Source organism: Paenarthrobacter sp. NPDC056912, assembly GCF_042786555.1.
GTDB lineage: Bacteria > Actinomycetota > Actinomycetes > Actinomycetales > Micrococcaceae > Arthrobacter.
The window spans coordinates 121,921-137,363 of record NZ_JBHUCD010000005.1; the positions used below are offsets into that span (position 1 = coordinate 121,921).

The 15,443-nt window shown below is 64.7% G+C and carries 17 protein-coding genes and 1 riboswitch; of the genes, 9 read left to right on the forward strand and 8 right to left on the reverse strand.

Annotated elements, in window-relative coordinates; translation table 11 throughout:
• The first annotated feature begins 10 nt into the window (after window positions 1–10).
• The 4 genes from ACFRJ9_RS07400 (at window position 11) to ACFRJ9_RS07415 (ending at window position 3,544) form a co-directional block, all read left to right on the forward strand.
• A complete protein-coding gene (locus tag ACFRJ9_RS07400) occupies window positions 11–1,738 on the forward strand; it encodes an ABC transporter substrate-binding protein (protein WP_377665989.1) in 1,728 nt (575 codons plus the stop codon).
• 218 nt (window positions 1,739–1,956) lie between these two features.
• Window positions 1,957–2,226 (forward strand): type II toxin-antitoxin system Phd/YefM family antitoxin, encoded by a 270-nt coding sequence (locus tag ACFRJ9_RS07405; RefSeq protein ID WP_377665991.1) that lies wholly within the window; start codon window positions 1,957–1,959, stop codon window positions 2,224–2,226.
• Window positions 2,223–2,480: a type II toxin-antitoxin system RelE/ParE family toxin gene (locus ACFRJ9_RS07410; RefSeq protein ID WP_377665993.1), complete on the forward strand. Its 258-nt coding sequence runs from the start codon at window positions 2,223–2,225 to the stop codon at window positions 2,478–2,480. The genes ACFRJ9_RS07405 and ACFRJ9_RS07410 overlap by 4 nt, the downstream gene beginning before the upstream one ends.
• A gap of 14 nt (window positions 2,481–2,494) precedes the next feature.
• A complete protein-coding gene (locus tag ACFRJ9_RS07415) occupies window positions 2,495–3,544 on the forward strand; it encodes a Gfo/Idh/MocA family oxidoreductase (protein ID WP_377665995.1) in 1,050 nt (349 codons plus the stop codon).
• Here the strand turns inward: ACFRJ9_RS07415 and ACFRJ9_RS07420 are convergent.
• Both ACFRJ9_RS07420 and ACFRJ9_RS07425 read right to left on the reverse strand, forming a co-directional pair.
• Window positions 3,541–4,014: a hypothetical protein gene (locus ACFRJ9_RS07420; protein WP_377665997.1), complete on the reverse strand. Its 474-nt coding sequence runs from the start codon at window positions 4,012–4,014 to the stop codon at window positions 3,541–3,543. The genes ACFRJ9_RS07415 and ACFRJ9_RS07420 overlap by 4 nt on opposite strands.
• Before the next feature lie 33 nt (window positions 4,015–4,047).
• Window positions 4,048–5,253 (reverse strand): WXG100 family type VII secretion target, encoded by a 1,206-nt coding sequence (locus ACFRJ9_RS07425; protein ID WP_377665999.1) that lies wholly within the window; start codon window positions 5,251–5,253, stop codon window positions 4,048–4,050.
• Window positions 5,254–5,581: 328 nt separating this feature from the next.
• Here ACFRJ9_RS07425 and ACFRJ9_RS07430 point away from each other — a divergent pair, with 328 nt between their 5' ends.
• The 3 genes from ACFRJ9_RS07430 (at window position 5,582) to ACFRJ9_RS07440 (ending at window position 7,671) form a co-directional block, all read left to right on the forward strand.
• Window positions 5,582–6,292 carry a hypothetical protein gene (locus tag ACFRJ9_RS07430; protein WP_377666001.1) on the forward strand — a complete coding sequence of 237 codons (711 nt, stop codon included), beginning with the start codon at window positions 5,582–5,584 and terminating at the stop codon, window positions 6,290–6,292.
• A 135-nt stretch (window positions 6,293–6,427) separates the two neighbouring features.
• On the forward strand, window positions 6,428–6,976 hold the full coding sequence (locus tag ACFRJ9_RS07435) for an RNA polymerase sigma factor (RefSeq protein ID WP_377666003.1): 549 nt from the start codon (window positions 6,428–6,430) through the stop codon (window positions 6,974–6,976).
• The gene (locus ACFRJ9_RS07440; RefSeq protein WP_377666005.1) at window positions 6,973–7,671 is read left to right on the forward strand and encodes a hypothetical protein; all 699 of its coding nucleotides are present in this window, start codon (window positions 6,973–6,975) and stop codon (window positions 7,669–7,671) included. Before ACFRJ9_RS07435 ends, ACFRJ9_RS07440 begins: the two co-directional genes overlap by 4 nt.
• Before the next feature lie 73 nt (window positions 7,672–7,744).
• Here the strand turns inward: ACFRJ9_RS07440 and ald are convergent, their stop codons facing one another.
• Window positions 7,745–8,863, reverse strand: coding sequence for an alanine dehydrogenase (ald, locus tag ACFRJ9_RS07445; protein ID WP_377666007.1), 1,119 nt, complete (start codon window positions 8,861–8,863; stop codon window positions 7,745–7,747).
• Window positions 8,864–9,070: 207 nt separating this feature from the next.
• Here ald and ACFRJ9_RS07450 point away from each other — a divergent pair, with 207 nt between their 5' ends.
• The gene (locus tag ACFRJ9_RS07450; RefSeq protein WP_377666009.1) at window positions 9,071–10,285 is read left to right on the forward strand and encodes a PucR family transcriptional regulator; all 1,215 of its coding nucleotides are present in this window, start codon (window positions 9,071–9,073) and stop codon (window positions 10,283–10,285) included.
• A gap of 189 nt (window positions 10,286–10,474) precedes the next feature.
• Here the strand turns inward: ACFRJ9_RS07450 and ACFRJ9_RS07455 are convergent, their stop codons facing one another.
• Both ACFRJ9_RS07455 and ACFRJ9_RS07460 read right to left on the reverse strand, forming a co-directional pair.
• Entirely contained in the window at window positions 10,475–11,728 is a 1,254-nt protein-coding gene (locus tag ACFRJ9_RS07455) for a hypothetical protein (protein ID WP_377666011.1), read from the reverse strand.
• Between the two features lie 2 nt (window positions 11,729–11,730).
• A riboswitch (cyclic di-AMP (ydaO/yuaA leader) is annotated at window positions 11,731–11,876 on the reverse strand.
• A 129-nt stretch (window positions 11,877–12,005) separates the two neighbouring features.
• On the reverse strand, window positions 12,006–12,236 hold the full coding sequence (locus ACFRJ9_RS07460; protein ID WP_377666013.1) for a hypothetical protein: 231 nt from the start codon (window positions 12,234–12,236) through the stop codon (window positions 12,006–12,008).
• Between the two features lie 47 nt (window positions 12,237–12,283).
• Between ACFRJ9_RS07460 and ACFRJ9_RS07465 the strand changes: the two genes are divergently transcribed.
• A complete protein-coding gene (locus tag ACFRJ9_RS07465) occupies window positions 12,284–13,351 on the forward strand; it encodes an ATP-dependent DNA ligase (protein WP_377666015.1) in 1,068 nt (355 codons plus the stop codon).
• Between the two features lie 104 nt (window positions 13,352–13,455).
• Here ACFRJ9_RS07465 and ACFRJ9_RS07470 read toward each other — a convergent pair whose 3' ends face one another.
• From ACFRJ9_RS07470 to ACFRJ9_RS07480, 3 genes are all read right to left on the reverse strand, one after another.
• Window positions 13,456–13,707 (reverse strand): hypothetical protein, encoded by a 252-nt coding sequence (locus ACFRJ9_RS07470; protein ID WP_377666017.1) that lies wholly within the window; start codon window positions 13,705–13,707, stop codon window positions 13,456–13,458.
• 80 nt (window positions 13,708–13,787) lie between these two features.
• Window positions 13,788–14,195, reverse strand: a complete 408-nt coding sequence (locus ACFRJ9_RS07475) for a helix-turn-helix domain-containing protein (protein ID WP_377666019.1) — start codon at window positions 14,193–14,195, stop codon at window positions 13,788–13,790.
• Between the two features lie 22 nt (window positions 14,196–14,217).
• Window positions 14,218–15,399 carry an anhydro-N-acetylmuramic acid kinase gene (locus ACFRJ9_RS07480; RefSeq protein ID WP_377666021.1) on the reverse strand — a complete coding sequence of 394 codons (1,182 nt, stop codon included), beginning with the start codon at window positions 15,397–15,399 and terminating at the stop codon, window positions 14,218–14,220.
• Window positions 15,400–15,443: the final 44 nt, after the last annotated feature.

Below are 15,443 nucleotides of genomic sequence, written 5' to 3' on the forward strand. Positions count from 1 at the left end.
AGGGCACACCATGAAGAAGTACACGACGATCGGCGGCGTAGCGATTGCAGCAGCGCTCATGCTGACCGCTTGCGGCGGGGGAACGCCGTCGGGTCCGGCCTCGCAGAAGGCAGAAGCAAGTGGCGGCGACATCAGTAAGCTGATCAGCGTCAATGCCAAGGAAGCGAAAGACCTGGAGCAGGGCGGCACGCTCACCCTTCCAACTGTGGACCTGGGTCCGGACTTCAACAATAATTCCAACGTCGGAAACAGCGCCGGCACAGCGGCTTTGTTGACCCCGGTCAACCCGGCAGGCATCAGCAGCGGCGGCATCGGCGGCTGCTGGAAGCTGGACTTTGACGGCAAGGCCTCGCCCAATAAGGACTTCTGCGAAGACGTCAAGAGCGAAATCAAAGACGGCAAGCAGACCATCACCATCAAGATCAACGACAAAGCGACGTGGAACGATGGAACCCCCATCGATGTCAGGACCTTCGAGAACACGTGGAAGATGTCCCGCGGTGAAGACAAAGCGATTGACATAGTCAACCCCGGGTCTTACCCGTTCGTCGATTCGGTCAAGGCTGGTGCCAATGACAAAGAAGTCATCGTCACCACCACGCAGCCGGTCTATCCCCTTGAAGATCTCTTCTTCGGTCTGATCCACCCTGCCGTCAACACGGCGGAGATCTTCAACAATGGCTTTGCGGGCAACATGCATCCTGAATGGATGGCTGGCCCGTTCAAGGTGGAGAATTACGACAGTACGGCCAAGACCGTCACCATGGTTCCAAACGACAAGTGGTGGGGCCAGAAGCCGGTCCTGGACAAGATCGTCTGGCGCCAGATGGAACCCAGCGCAACCATCGCCGCCTTCAAGAACGGCGAGATTGATGCTACTGACGCTCGCTCCCTGAGTCGCTACAAGCAGCTTGAAGGAACCAAGAACGCCGAGGTCCGCCGCGGTCAGCGACTGTTCGCCGGTGGCCTTAACCTCAATGCCGAGCGGCCAGCTCTCGCAGATGTGGCCGTCCGCAAGGCGATCTTCACGGCCGTGGACCGTAAAGCCCTCCGCGATGTCCAATTCAACGGCCTGAACTGGTCCGAGGAAAGCTCGGGCTCCATGATGCTCATGCCGTTCTCCGCGTACTACCAGGACAACTACCCCGTGAAGGACTCGGGCGCTGAGGCTGCCAAGAAGGTCCTCACTGATGCCGGCTACACTGCCAATGACAAGGGCATCATGGCCAAGGACGGCGTCCCCGTATCCTTCAAGGTGACCTACTTTGGAGAGGACCCCACTAGGGCGGCCGTCTCACAGACCCTGCAGAAGCAGCTCCAGGCAGCGGGCATGGATGTCGCAATCGATCAGCGCGGTGACGCGGACTTCCAGAAGGTTCTGGGGTCGCGGGAATTTGACCTGACGATTTCGGGCTACACGGTTGGCGCGGACGCTACCAGCGGAGTCAAGCAGTTCTACGAGTCAACCACCAACGAAAACAAGCTGGGCGACGCTGAGCTGGACGCTGAAATCAAGCGCCTTGCAACCATCGCTGATAACGCAGAGCGCAACAAGGCCGCCATGGAGGTAGAGAAGAAGCACATGGAGAAGTACTTCTCCATGGGTACCCTGCTGAACGGCCCGGAGATCCAGTTCGTGCGCACGGGCCTGGCCAACTACGGCCCGTCACTGTTCAAGAGCCTCTCCAACGTTCCGGACTGGACCACCATCGGCTGGGAAAAGGGCGCCAAGAAGTAGCTCCTTGCTCCATCTGTAGGGCCTGATTCCTGAAGGCCGGGAACCTCCCTGAACCTGTTCATCGGTTCGGGGAGGCTCCCGGCCTTCGTCGTGCCACCCTCTCTCACATCCCGTCCGCTTGGGCAGAACCTTCTATCACATCCCGCACCTTCGGGCACTGCACGATGTACATAATGTATGAGATGTACATAAAGTACAGATATGCGTAGTCTGGACACATGGGTACCGCAGACTATTTCGTCAGTGTCGCTGACCTCCGAGTCCACCTCTCAGACACCATCAACCGCGCGGCGTACGGCCATGAACGGATCAGCATCACCCGAAGAGGCAAGGTTGCGGCGGTGCTTATCAGCACCGAGGACCTTGAACGTTTTGAGCGCCTCGAAGATGAGGCGGATCTCAAGGCGCTTAGGGCCGCAAAAGCAGACGACGACGGTGCCAGGGTCAGTCTGGATGATCTTCTGGAGGAGAACGGCATCACGCGGTGAGTCGATACCGCGTGGAGTTCAGCAGCGCGGCAGCGAAACAGATCCGCAAGCTTGAAGCGCAAGTCCGACGCAAAGTGCTGCTGGCCATCGCCGAACTTGAAACGAACCCCCGCCCGGATGGCGTGGAGAAACTCTCCGCGGAGTCGAACGCCTGGCGGATCCGCATCGGGGACTACCGGGTCTTATATGAGATCCACGATCGTGAGCTCGTCATCGTCATCTTTCGGGCCGCCCACCGCCGGGAGGTCTACTGATCTAGCCTAGGGACATGACTTCCACGCCGATCCGTACCGCCGTCGCAGGATTCGGGCTCTCGGGCAGCGTCTTCCACGCGCCCTACATTGCCGGCAACCCCGCTTATGAGCTCGCCGTCATCGCAACATCGGACCCCGCGCGCCAAGCGAAAGCCAAGGACCGGTACCCGCAAACAAAGATCGTCGACACCCCCGAGGACATCCTGGCTCTCGCTGACCAACTGGACCTCATCGTCCTCGGCACACCGCCCGCTACCCATTACCCCCTGGCGAAAGCGGCACTGGAAGCCGGGCTCGACGTCGTCGTTGATAAGCCTTTCGTGGTCCACAGCGCCCAAGGCGAGGAGCTGATCCAACTGGCGGCAAGGCTGGGCCGCGTCCTCACGGTGTACCAGAACCGCCGCTGGGACGGCGACGCGCTCACGGTGAAGAAACTGCTCGACGCCGGGACGCTGGGCACGGTGACCAGGTTCGAGTCGGGCATGGAGCGCTGGGCACCGGAGATCGCCAAGGCGTGGAAGGCCGGCGCAACTGCGGAAGACGGCGGTGGGGTGCTCTTCGATCTGGGTGCCCACGTGCTGGACCTGGCCCTCGGGTTCTTCGGCCCGGCGCAGGTCACGTACGCCGAAATCACTGCCCGCCGTCCGCAGGAAAACTCCGATGACGATGTCTTCCTTGTCCTGCAGCACGAGTCCGGAGTGGTCAGCCACGTGACCATCAACCTCAACAGCCACCTGCAGGGCCCTCGCTTCCGCGTGCTCGGCACTAAGGGCGGCTTCGTGAAGTACGGCACCGATCCGCAAGAGCCGTATGTGCTGGGAGGCGGCCTGCCCACGGACGCCGAGTACGGCGTCGAACCCGCCGAAAACCATGGCACGCTCCAGGCTGACGGCCAGCGCACCACCATCCCTACCGAGCGCGGCGCTTATCCCGAGTTCTACCGCATCCTTGCTGAGAAGATCGACGACGGCGGCACGGCCTCCGCACGTCCGGCACCTGTTGATCCGGCCGACTCGGTGGCGGGGCTGAAGCTGATCGAGCAGGCCAGGGTGTTGGCTTCCTAGCCCACCTCGGCGCTGGCAACGAGGGAGTAGATGGCCTTCAGGTCCTCTGTTCCTTCCAGCGGTTGGCAGCTGCCCGTCAATTGGACGATGTCGGCCGCTGCGTCGTGATGAACCACGGTCACAGCGGTGAACTGAGCCAACGAGCCCGCCTGCGGGTGCGTGTAGCGGGCCTCGCGCACGTGCCAATCGCGGCCGTTGATGACAACGGGCTCGGTGCCGAGGAGGACTGCGTCGGGGAGCCCGTCCAGGAAAGAATCCACCGATGCAGCAATGTCCTGGAGCTTGTAGCCGGGCAAGCGTCGGGAAACGGAGATGACCACGTTGGCCGTGTAGTTGCCCTCCGTGGCCGGGCCCATCAACGCGCCCAGAGCGTCGGGGACAACCTGGGGCGTCCAGCCTTCCGGCGGGTCGAGTTTGATGGTGGGGTAGGCGGGGAAAGCGGTGGACGGAAAAACTTGCTGTGCTGTCATGGGAGCCCTTCCGGAGCTGGTTTTGGTAGGAGGCTATTTGGCCAGGAAGTTGACGAAACCCGTCACGGAATCCACAAACCCGGACGGACTGAGCGTGACCTGCGCCCCGGCCCCGAGCCCTAACTCCGCGGTGATTTTGGCGCCGACGCCCAAGGTGAGCCCGTCTTCATCCATGGAGGCATTGAAGAAATATCCCTCGCCCACGCCGGCAGCGACCGTTCCCGATGCGGAGAATTTTTGGCCGAGGACCTCAACGTATCGGGAAGCCGTCAGTTCAGCACCGGCACCGGCACTGGCTGCACCACCGGTGACGCTGCCGCCTTTGCTGACGTTGACCTCACCTTCGCCGGCGCTGGCCCACGCGCCGCCACGAAGCTCGGTCCCTTGCCCAAAACCGAACAGGCCACCGGCAAATTCCGTCTCGTTGCCGATCGTGATTTTCTGGCCGGCAAAGACTTCTCCGCCGGCACCGAAGAGAAACGGGCTGTCTGCGTTCGCGTGTGCGCCTGCCTCCACGCCGGTCATGAACCTCGCGGTGGAAGTGTTGGTGGCCCACCCGTCGAAGAATTCGCTCTTGGTGGTGGTGTTGTTCTCCAAGCCCGCGAAGGCTTCCCCCTTCGCGTTGAGGCTCGGGAGCCCCAGGCCGAACGGAACTCTCGCGTCATAGCTGCCGTCGGCCCGTCCACCAACGAACGTTTCATTGGTGGTGGTGGTCTTGACGGGACCGAATGCAGATGTGGCGGTCCACGTCATCTCAGCCCCTGCCGAGACCTCGCCCGAGCCACCGGCGGAGATTCCACCGGGGCCCACGTTTCCGTGGGTCTCGCCCTTGCCTTCAACACCGATTGAGCCGTTGCCTTCAACGGTGACCGGGCCGTACGTAGTGGGACCAACGGTGTAGCCAGGCGTGCCCGAGGGGCTATTGCCGCTGCTCTTGCCGCTGCCGCCCGGTCCGCCCCCTGGTCCTCCCAAGGATGCTTGCTCTTGCTGCTCGGCATTGAGCCGAAGCGCGCGGGCATTGGATTTGAGGCAAGCAACGGCTGCCCCGAGCCGTCCGTGGAGGTCGCCCTGCCAAGCACTGCGAAACTGGTCCGCATCGGCTCCCCGCCAGTAATTGCCGCCCTGGATCATCACGTTGAGCTGACGCCGCAGGTCTGTCATCTTCTCCGCTTCGGCGTCCATCACGGCCGACAACCGCCGGAGATCCCCGACGTCCGCGCCCACCAAACCCTGTCCCACTACAAACCCTGTCCCATTACAAACCCTGTCCCATGACGTATCCCCTGAACGTTGCGACGTTTTGAAACGCCCGCGGACACTTGTGTCGCAGCAGGCGTCCCCTGAGCATAGTTGCGTACCGGAATGCCGGCCATGGGGAGAACTGCCGGTGTGGAGAGGCACTCCAATGGCAGGGAAAGAAACTTCCGGGAGCAAATGTCGGAACAGGCGTAACCTCACCGGCACGGCCAACGATGTAGGGGGTGAGCGGGCAGCGTCCGCACACTGATCATCCGGCGGCGGCCAAACCGCTGCCGGGGCAATCCCCACATCGTTTTCGGAGGGTTTCATGTCCTTTTTCACTGTCCTTGCCACCGGCAAAGTCGCCGCCACTGTCCTGGCCGCAGGAGCCGTAGCGGCCGGCGGAACCGGCGTCGCAGCCTTCAACGGTGCGCTTCCGAGCGGGATCCAGCAGAGCGCCCACGACCTCGTCGGCGCACCCGCACCCGCCTCTGAGGCCCTCACGGCGGAAGCAGCCAAGGCAGCCGAGGCAGCCGGTGCGGCGAAGTCCACGGCGACTGACGCCGTCGGATCCTCCCAGCAGAAGGCAACAGACACTGCAGAAGCCGCCAAGTCGGAGGTCGCCGATTCGGTGGCAGACGCCACGGCCCCGGTGGTGGACGCCGTTTCCACCACCCCTGAAGCCTTTGGCCTCTGCACCGCCTTCCTCAACGGAGGCCTGAAGTCCGACGCAAAGGTCCCGGGCTTCGAGTCCGTAATTGTCGCCGCGGGTGGCGAAGCCAAGGTTGAAGCGCACTGCGAGGCCGTGGTTGACGCCGGTAAGGCCGCGGGCCTGAAGCTGGACGGCTCCGCGAAGGTAGCGGTCGACGCCGATGCCTCCCGGACGTCCGAACTCCCGGCTGCGCCTGCAGTCCCCGCAACGCCCGCTGCCCCGGCCACGGATGGTGTCCCGGCAGTTCCGGCAGTGCCAGCCCTGCCGACGCAGGTCCCCACCGAGGTTCCGGCAGCTCCTTCCGCGCCCCTGGATTCTGTCCGCTAGACGGGCAGCGGCTACGGTTTAGGGGCGGGGCTCCTTGGCTTAGGACAAGGAGCCCCGCTACGTAACAGACGGCAGCGGCAGCGTCCTGGCTCTCCCGGGACCACACTGCGCTGCGCGGGACGGAGGCATCCACGGGTGCTTGACCCATTGGCTGATGAATATGTGCAGGCGGACCAGGATGATCCCGCTCTGCTCTTCACCGCTGCCTACAACAACTTCGCCGGTCCGGTCTTTGGCTACCTGCGCGCCCGCGGCGTGGACGATCCGGAGGCAGTCACGCAGGATGTCTTCCTGGCCCTGTATCCCAAACTGGATTCACTTCGTGGCGGACTCCAAGGTGCCAAGACTCTGTTGTTCACCATTGCGCACGCACGGATGGTGGACCACTACCGCAAACGGGAACGAACGCCCGATTCCACGCCCTACCAGGCGGACCTGGACTCAAGGCGCTCGCCGTCCGCTGAGGACCAGGCTTTCGGGCGTGTGGGGCTGGGAGTCACCGACCTCTTGGAGGACCTCGCCGACGACTACCGGGAGGTCCTGGCACTGAGGGTCGTGGCGGACCTGTCAGTAGAAGAAACAGCGGCCATCATGGGCAAATCCCAAGGGGCTGTGAAACAGTTGCAGCGCAGGGCATTGGGTGCACTCAGGAAACGTGCACTACTAAGGAACGGCACATCATGAGCGAACATAACGCACCCCGCCGAGGCAACGACGAACAGGCCATCGATCACCTGCTGGCAGGCTCCGGCTTGGAGGACGCAAACAGCATCCGCGCAGAGCTGCTCGAACTCCGCTCGTTGGGCAGCACGGCACCCCTCCCTTCCGAGGCGGTCCGCGCGCTGATGACCGCTGGCCCGGTTGCCGTGGACGAGCTCGCCGCCCGACGTCGACGGAAGCATCGCAGCGTCGTCGTTGCTTTGGCGGTTGCCGTGTCACTTGCCGGCGGGGCCACGGCTGCTGCGGCCTCCGACGGCGGCATTCCCGGCGCGATCCAGCACATTGGGGCAGCCATCGGCTCCGTGGCGGGGCAGCTGGCTCCAACCCCCGTCAACGTTCCGCAGCAAGGCGGGCCCGCGGGCTCGCCGTCTGAGCCGGAGCCCATCCAAGCGCCGCAACAGTTAACGCCCGTCTCGAGCCCGCCCGGGCCAGCGTCGGCCGTCCCGAGCCTGCCCGTCCCGAGCCCGCCCGGGCCAGCGTCGGCCGCCCCCAAGAGTCCGGCCGACGCTGTCAGGCCCGATCCCCGGCCCACACCAGGCGGGGGAGTGTCTCCCCAGGCGCCCGAGATCCCGCCTCGGATTGATCCGGGGAACATCTCCATCCCGACGCCCCCGGCGCTACCCATCACCCCGCCGGACCTTCCCATCCCCGCGGGATGACAGTTAATGCCAATGTTCGCGTCGAACATTGGCATTAACTGTCACCTCGGCACGCCGGTAAGCGCTTGGAAGGTTACGCGGTGACCAAGCTGTGCCAGTCGGTGACCAGGGGCAGGTTGTGCGCCTCGGAAACCGAGTGGTGTGCCACGTGGCCCGCGGCGATGTTGAGGCCGGCGGCGAGGGCGGGGTCGCGATCGAAAGCGGCCTTGACGCCCAGGTTGGCCAGTGCCACGGCGTAGCGCAGGGTGACGTTGGTCAGTGCGTACGTGGAGGTGTTCGGAACGGCGCCAGGCATGTTGGCAACGCAGTAGAAGATCGAGTTGTGGACCTTGTACGTCGGTTCCTGGTGGGTGGTGGGGTGCGTGTCTTCGAAGCAGCCGCCCTGGTCAACAGCGATATCCACCAGAACCGAGCCCGGCTTCATGCGGGAGACGAGTTCGTTGGTGACCAGCTTGGGAGCCTTGGCACCCGGGATCAGGACGGAGCCGATCACGAGATCTGCGTCGATGACTGACTTCTCGATCTCGTAGGCGTTGGAGGCAACGGTCTTCAGGCGGCCCTGGTAGAGGGCATCGAGTTCGCGCAGCCGGTTGATGTTGATGTCCATGATGGTGACATCGGCACCGAGGCCCAGCGCCATGGCAGCGGCGTTGGTTCCCGCAACGCCCGCGCCGAGGACTACAACCTTGGCCGGGCGCACGCCCGGTACGCCGCCCAGGAGGACGCCCTTGCCGCCGGCCGGGGCCATCAGCGAGGAAGCGCCGACGACGACGGACAGGCGGCCCGCGACCTCGGACATCGGGGCGAGCAGCGGAAGGGTGCGGCCTTCCTGCACGGTTTCGTAGGCGATGGCCGTGACGCCGGAGTTGATGAGCTCGGCGGTGAGCTCGGGCTCGGCGGCGAGGTGCAGGTAGGTGAAGAGCACCAGGCCCTTGCGGAAGCGGTGGTACTCGGCCTTGATGGGTTCCTTGACCTTCATGACCATGTCCGCGCGGGCCCAGACGTCGTCAGCTTCGTTGACGATTTCGGCGCCGGCGATCGAGTATTCCTCGTCGGTGATGCCCGAGCCGAGGCCTGCGCCGCGCTCAACCAGAACACTGTGTCCGTGGGTGCGGAACTCGTGGACACCGGCGGCCGTGATGGCTACGCGGAATTCGTTGTTCTTGATTTCTTTGGGGACGCCGATGATCATTTGTGGCTCCATCGTTAGCGGCCTCTTCGGCCGAAATGAGTTGCGGGCTGTGATTCCAGAATAAATCCGGCTGTGAGGCAGGCGACATGGTCCGTCCGGTGCAGGCCAAGGGAATCCGCGGAAAATCAAGGGTTCTCCGCCGCCAGGCTCGACATTTGTCGAGCACTGAAGCGTCAGGTGTCGCCTGCTGTTGGTACGCTTTGAAGGATGCAGCAAGACGTGGAACAGATCGTTGAACGCGTGGCCCTGAAGCTTGGCCGCGGGCTGTCCCTGGAAGACCTCGACGGCGTGCTCCTCGCCTACAGTTCAAACCAGTCCCACGCAGACCGCGTCCGCGTGAACTTCCTCCTCAGCAAACGGGTTCCCAGCGATGTCAGCGCCTGGCAGCTCTCGCACGGGATCTCCACCGCGGTCCGTCCGGTGGTGGTTCCGGCCAACAGCGAACTCGGCATGCTGGGCCGCGTCTGCGTCCCGCTGCTGGTCCGCGGTTTCCGCGTGGGCTACTTGTGGGTGCAGCTGGACGTTGAAGAACAGAGTGCGACGGCGATACTCGCCGAATTGCCCGGCGTACGTGACGAACTGGACCTGTTGGCGGGGTTGCTCCTGGACTCCAACACCGCCGAGTCCGAGTTCCGGCGGCGGCGGGAGCAGGAGTTCCTGTCAGCCTGCGGCGGCGAATCCAATGCCGTGGCGGCAGTGGCAGGGTGGAAGGAGATCCAAGGCCGCGGTCCGTGGCAACTGGTGACCATCCTGGACGCGGGCGGAGGCGGGTCCGACGTCGACCCCATCGCCTCCACGCTCACGCACCGCTCGGCGGCCTTGCAGTCCACCATCGGGGTGAACGCCGCGCTGTTCAGTGCAGGGACGGAGACCCACGCGGTGGTCCTGTTCCGTGAATCCGGCGGTCGCGCCGATCATGCGCAGGTTCTGGTTCACTACCAACTGGAACTCGCCAAGCGTGCCGGAAGGACCGTGGACCGCGTCATCCTGGGGATCAGCGAGCCGTTCCAAGTCATCCGTCAGCTCGCCGGCGCGTACCGGCAGTCAAAGGTCGCCGCGCAGGCCGCCGCCGTCGATCCGCCCTTGGGTGAGCTAGTGGATGCCCGGGCCGTGGGCGTGTACCAGCTTTTCGACCGTTTGCAGGCCCCCGGTGGCTGGGATGACACCGGATCGGTGCACTTCCGTGCCTTGGAAGACCACGACCACAACGGAGAACTCCTGCCCGTGCTGGAGCTGCTCTACGACAACGACGGCTCTGTCCAGGACGTCGCCGCCAAGCTTCACCTCCACAGGAGCAGCATCTACAACAGGCTGGGCCGGATCCGCCAACTCATCGGTGCCGATCCGTTGGGCGGCGGTATCCGGCTCGAGCTGCACGCGGCCCTCAAAGCTCGGCGCTGGGCTGGCCGGCCAAGAATCTGAGCCCTCCTGACCACGAAAAATGAGGCAGGCACCCGGGGTGCCTGCCTCATTCGTGTGGCCGTGCCTAGGAGCGCCGCAAACGCTGGCAGCTCCAACGGCCCATTCGACGCCGGAACGTGGCGGTCCGGCTGCTGCTGCAGTACCGGCCATGCCACCCTGCGTGCGTGATGGTCCGGGGCAGCCGAGTGCTCACTTCAGGGCCTTCTTGGCAGCATCCAGGATGGCATCCAGATCAACTGATTGGCTGGGCTGCGGGGTGGTGCTCGCCTTCGGATCAGCGGATGACTGCGGCTTGGACGGTTGCGTGGGGGTCGTCGTAGGCGTGGGCGTGGGAGTGACGGTGGGTGTCGGCGTTGGTGTCGGGGTAGTGGTCGGCGTGGGAGCCGGCGGGGTGGTGATGGTGTCCGACGGAACGTCGCCGGGAACCGGCACAGGCTGGCTGGGGACCGGTGTGGTCACCCCCGGCACGGGTGTAACGGCGGACGGTGCTGCTGACGGAACCCACACGGGATCGGCAAGCGAAACCTGCGGAGTCGGAACCGACGACGGCGTCACTCCAGCGGGTGCCTCCGGAACGGTAGCGGGTTGTCCGGCTTCCGATGACGCCGTGGCGGATGCCGACGGCGACGATGTGGAGGAGTAGGACGCCCTGGGTGCGGGCGCAGCCGAAGCGGACTGGCGGGCGTCGCCGTCGTTCCCCTTGTTGTCGCCGGCTTCCTGGACGGGGGTTTCCTGGCCGAAGAACGGGAGCTCAAGGGCTTGCCCCACAGTTCCGGCAGTCAGGACAAGGCCCACGGCGCCGGCAACCACGGCCATGCGCTGGCTCATGGTCCGCACCGAGGCTGCCTTGCGGAGCACCGCGTGCGGTTCCCGGCTGAAGGGAGACGCGGAGCCGAAGCCGGACTTGGTGGTGTTGCGGGCTGCGGTGGGCGCCTTGCCGGGCGTTGATTGGCGGCTTGCGAGGGCAGCCGAAGCGGTGGCCGCCGCGGCAACCTGCGCCGGGGACTTGGCGCGTGCCGGGGACGGGGCCACAGCTTGAGTTGGTGCCTCAACGACGGGAATCGCCGCTGTTGCGGGTTCCGCCTCTGCGGGCTTCACCGTAGGAATCGCCGTGGTGGCAGGCTCCGGCGTGCTCGGTTCCGGAGTGCTGGCCTGCACGGCGGGTATTGCTGCCGTGGCAGTTTCCTGAGGGGTGATCACTGCCCGCGCCGCACGTTCGCGCTCTGCCGCGCGGGCGGCCGCACGCGTGATGGGGGTCGCGATGATGGGAATGGCCGCGGTGGGGGGTCCCGGCGTCGTACTTGCTGTTTCGGTGCCCGGCGCCGTTTCCAGCGCCGACTCTGTGCTGAACGATCCGCTGGGTTGGGCCCGACGGCGTCCGGTTGGCTTGGTGCGCTCGCGTTCGGTGTTGGCGCGGCGCGGCTGATCCATGGTTGGGGACATGGTGGTTGCCTCTCAACGCCTTCGAGGTTAGCTGTCGGGTTCGGACGAGGCCGTCCGGCCGCCTAAGCGGCTTCACCCCAAGGACTTGAAAACAAGCCCGGGAACTCTGGGTCCCCCGTCTCTGCCGCGGGTCTGGCGGATCCCGGATTGCGGCAGAGCTCGGCGTCAATCCGGAAGCGGCCCAGCGGATATTCGGGTCGCCCTACGACGGTACATGAGCCGGAAAGTAAAGTCACATTAATATAACGGGCGGTAGGCCTGCCTGGGCGGGGAAACCCTATCGCTTAGGCTTCGGGGCCGGCGCTGGAGCCGGGAGTTCGTGCTGGATCTTCTGGATCTGGTGCGCCTGATGGGTCTCCGGGCGGAAGATCTCATCCGCGATTCCGAGCATTCCGCCCGCTGCGGCCCGTCTGACTCCCCGGCTGTTCTGGCGCGAGATCCAGTACCAGAGGCCAGCCAGGAGAGCCGGTACGCCAAGCACTGCCGCCAACACGGCCAAGATGTCCATCGCCCAAGACTAGCTTCGGCGCGGACTGACAGGTAGAACATAGTCGTATGGACCTCCCCGTGATGCCGCCCATTTCGCCCATGCTTGCCAAGTCCGTGCCGTCCATCCCCGAGGTTGGGCACTATGAACCCAAGTGGGACGGCTTCAGGACCATCGTCTTCAAGGACGGCGACGAGATCATCCTGGGCAGCCGCAACGAAAAGCCCATGACGCGCTACTTTCCCGAACTCGTGGAGGCGCTGAAGAAGAACCTTCCGGACAAATGCGTGATCGACGGCGAGATCGTCCTGATTGCTGACAACAGGCTGGAGTTTGAGCTCCTTCAGCAACGAATCCATCCCGCCGACAGCCGGGTCCGGATGCTCGCAGAGAAGACCCCTACTTCCATGATCGCGTTCGACATCCTTGCCCTGGGCGATGAGAACCTCATGGACAAGCCCTTCTCGGAGCGCCGCGCAATTCTGGAGAGCGCACTCGCCAAGGCCGAGCCTCCCGTGTACGTGACTCCCGCGGTAACGGACCTGGAGCGTGCAAGGGAGTGGTTTGTCCAGCTCGAAGGTGCCGGCTTGGACGGAGTGCTCTCCAAACCGCTGGACGGACTCTACCTCCCCAACAAGCGGGTGATGTTCAAGACCAAGCACGAACGCACGGCGGACTGCGTCGTGGCCGGATTTCGTTGGCACAAGACCGCGAAGGTGGTGGGGTCGATGCTGCTGGGCCTGCACGATGACACGGGGCGGCTGCACCATGTGGGCGTGGTGGCCTCGTTCCCGATGGCCCGCAGGGAGAGCCTTGTGGCCGAACTTGAGCCGTATCAAACCGAATTCAGCAAGCATCCCTGGGGTGAGTGGGCCAAACAGGACGAAGCCGCCGCGGGTGGATCCCGAATGCCCGGCGCCCAGAGCAGGTGGAGCGCGGGCAAGGACTTCTCGTTCGTGCCCCTGCGGCCCGAACTCGTGATCGAGGTGGCCTACGACTACATGGAAGGTGAGCGGTTCCGGCACACCACGCAGTTCCGCAGGTGGCGGCCGGACCGGGAGCCGGAGAGCTGCACGTACTCGCAGTTGGAGGAGCCGGCGGATTACGACCTCGGGGAGATCCTCAGGCTGCCGTAGCCAAGCTCGTTGTGCACCCGCAGCTGCGTCGCTGGCCAGCAACGAATTAGCGGGCTGGCGACGGAGTTACTCGTCGTGTCCTTGGCCGGTTTTCACAGCCGGATCTACTCCCGTGTGGCGTCGTCGGATTCGGCGGGGTCGCTGGCGGGGCTGGAACCATCAGGTGCTGCGGCCGCTTCAGCTGCGTCCCGGCGTCGTGCAATTTTGGATTCAGTCCACATGGCGACGGCGACGAATACCACGCACGCGAACATGAAGGTGGCTACGAAGTTCAACCCCATGGCAGAACCCAAGGGTGCGGCAAGGGCCATGGCAGCCAACCCGGCCACGATATGCCACCCTTTGAAATTGCCCACCGATCAAGCGTAACCCCGGGCTTTACGGGTGCCGGTCTGTTGGATGGGATCGTTGCTTGATCCTTATCACTCCGACACTCTTAGCCGGCGGGGGCGTCATCGCCGGCATCCGCTTCGCCCTGCTGGCGTTTCTGGGTTTCCAGCCACGCCATGATGGCCGCCTGGCGGATTCGACGATGGGTTCCCCGATATTCCACAGGTATTTCCCCGCGGTCGGTCATGTTGCGCAGATAAGTGTGCGAAATCCCCGCCAGCTCCGCAGCCTGAGATGTTGTGAGCATTTCCTCGACGCTGCTCACCGTCACCGTTTCGCCGCGGCTCAGCCTCGCGAGGAGGTCGACGACGGCGTCCCTCGCCTGGTCGGGCAGGCGGTGGACAGTGCCGTCGACGAACACAGTGATGTCGTTGCTGTCCTGGAGCGACTGCGCGAGGTTCCGGGCGGCGTCGGCGGGGAGCCCGGCCGTGGCGCGGGGAGCTATCAATGCCATGGCAGAAGCCTAGCGTGCGCGGCTACTGGATCCGGAGGCTGGCGGGAGCTGGAACAGTGGAGGCCGGTGAGTGGAATCCTTGGGATCCGGGTGTGATCGAGCCGAGGATGCCGGCATGGCGTGCTCCGGTGCAACTGGCCACCGTGCCGGGGAAGTTGTGGACCGTCAGGTAGCCAAGGACCGCAAACGCTGCGGCCTCTTTGGCGGAGGACGGCAGGCCCAGCTGGTCGGACGTCAGCAGTTCCGCGCCTGCGGCTCCCGGCATTCCCAGTTCATCGCCCAAGGCCCGCATCAGCGTGGGATTCTGTGTCCCGCCCCCGGAAGCGACAACCGACGTTCCTCCCACTGCCCGCACAGCATCCGCCACGGTGCGGGCCGTGAGGGCCACCAGTGTTGCCACGACGTCTTCGATGGGCAGGCCCAGGGTGCCGGTGGCTTCCATGGCTTTCTCCACGTAGGGCAGGTGGAACAGTTCCTTGCCGGTGGATTTCGGGGCAGGCAGCCCGTAGTACGGCTCTGCGAGCAGCCCGGTGAGCAAAGCGGTACTGACGTTGCCGCGGGCGCCGAGTTCGCCGTCGTGGTCGTAGTGCTGGCGGCCGCCGGTCATGGACGTGACCGCAGCATCGATCAGCGCATTGGCGGGGCCGGTGTCGAAGGCAACCGATGCCCCGGAAGCCACCGTGATGTTGGCGATGCCGCCCAGGTTCAACGCCACGGGCATGCCAGGGAGCCCGCGCAGCCACAGGGTGTCGAAGAGGCTCACCAGCGGTGCGCCCTGGCCTCCCGCCGCTACATCCCGTGTCCGGAAGTTGGACACCACCGTGCAACCCGTGGCTTCGGCGATCCAGGCAGGTTCGCCCAGTTGGAGAGTCCCTTTGACCTGGCCCGAGTCCACCCAGTGGAACATTGTTTGGCCATGGGAAGCGATCAGGTCCGCCCGTCCCTCGCAGAGCTCGTCATTGGCCCTGGCAGCGAGCCGGGCGAAGGCCTGGCCAATACGGGTATCGAGCTTGCAGACCTGTTCCATGGAACTGGTTGCGGGTGGAAGTTGAGCGGCAACGTCCGCCCGCAACTCGTCCGGGTAGGACTCACTGACAGCTCCCAGGAGCGTCAGCGCCAAGGCATCGCCGTCCCTGCTGACATCGACAGCTACGGCGTCGATCGCATCGTAGGACGTTCCGGACATCATGCCGATGATACGCATGGCACTGCTCCCTCTATCTCGTTCTTGGTGGCGGCCGGGCGACG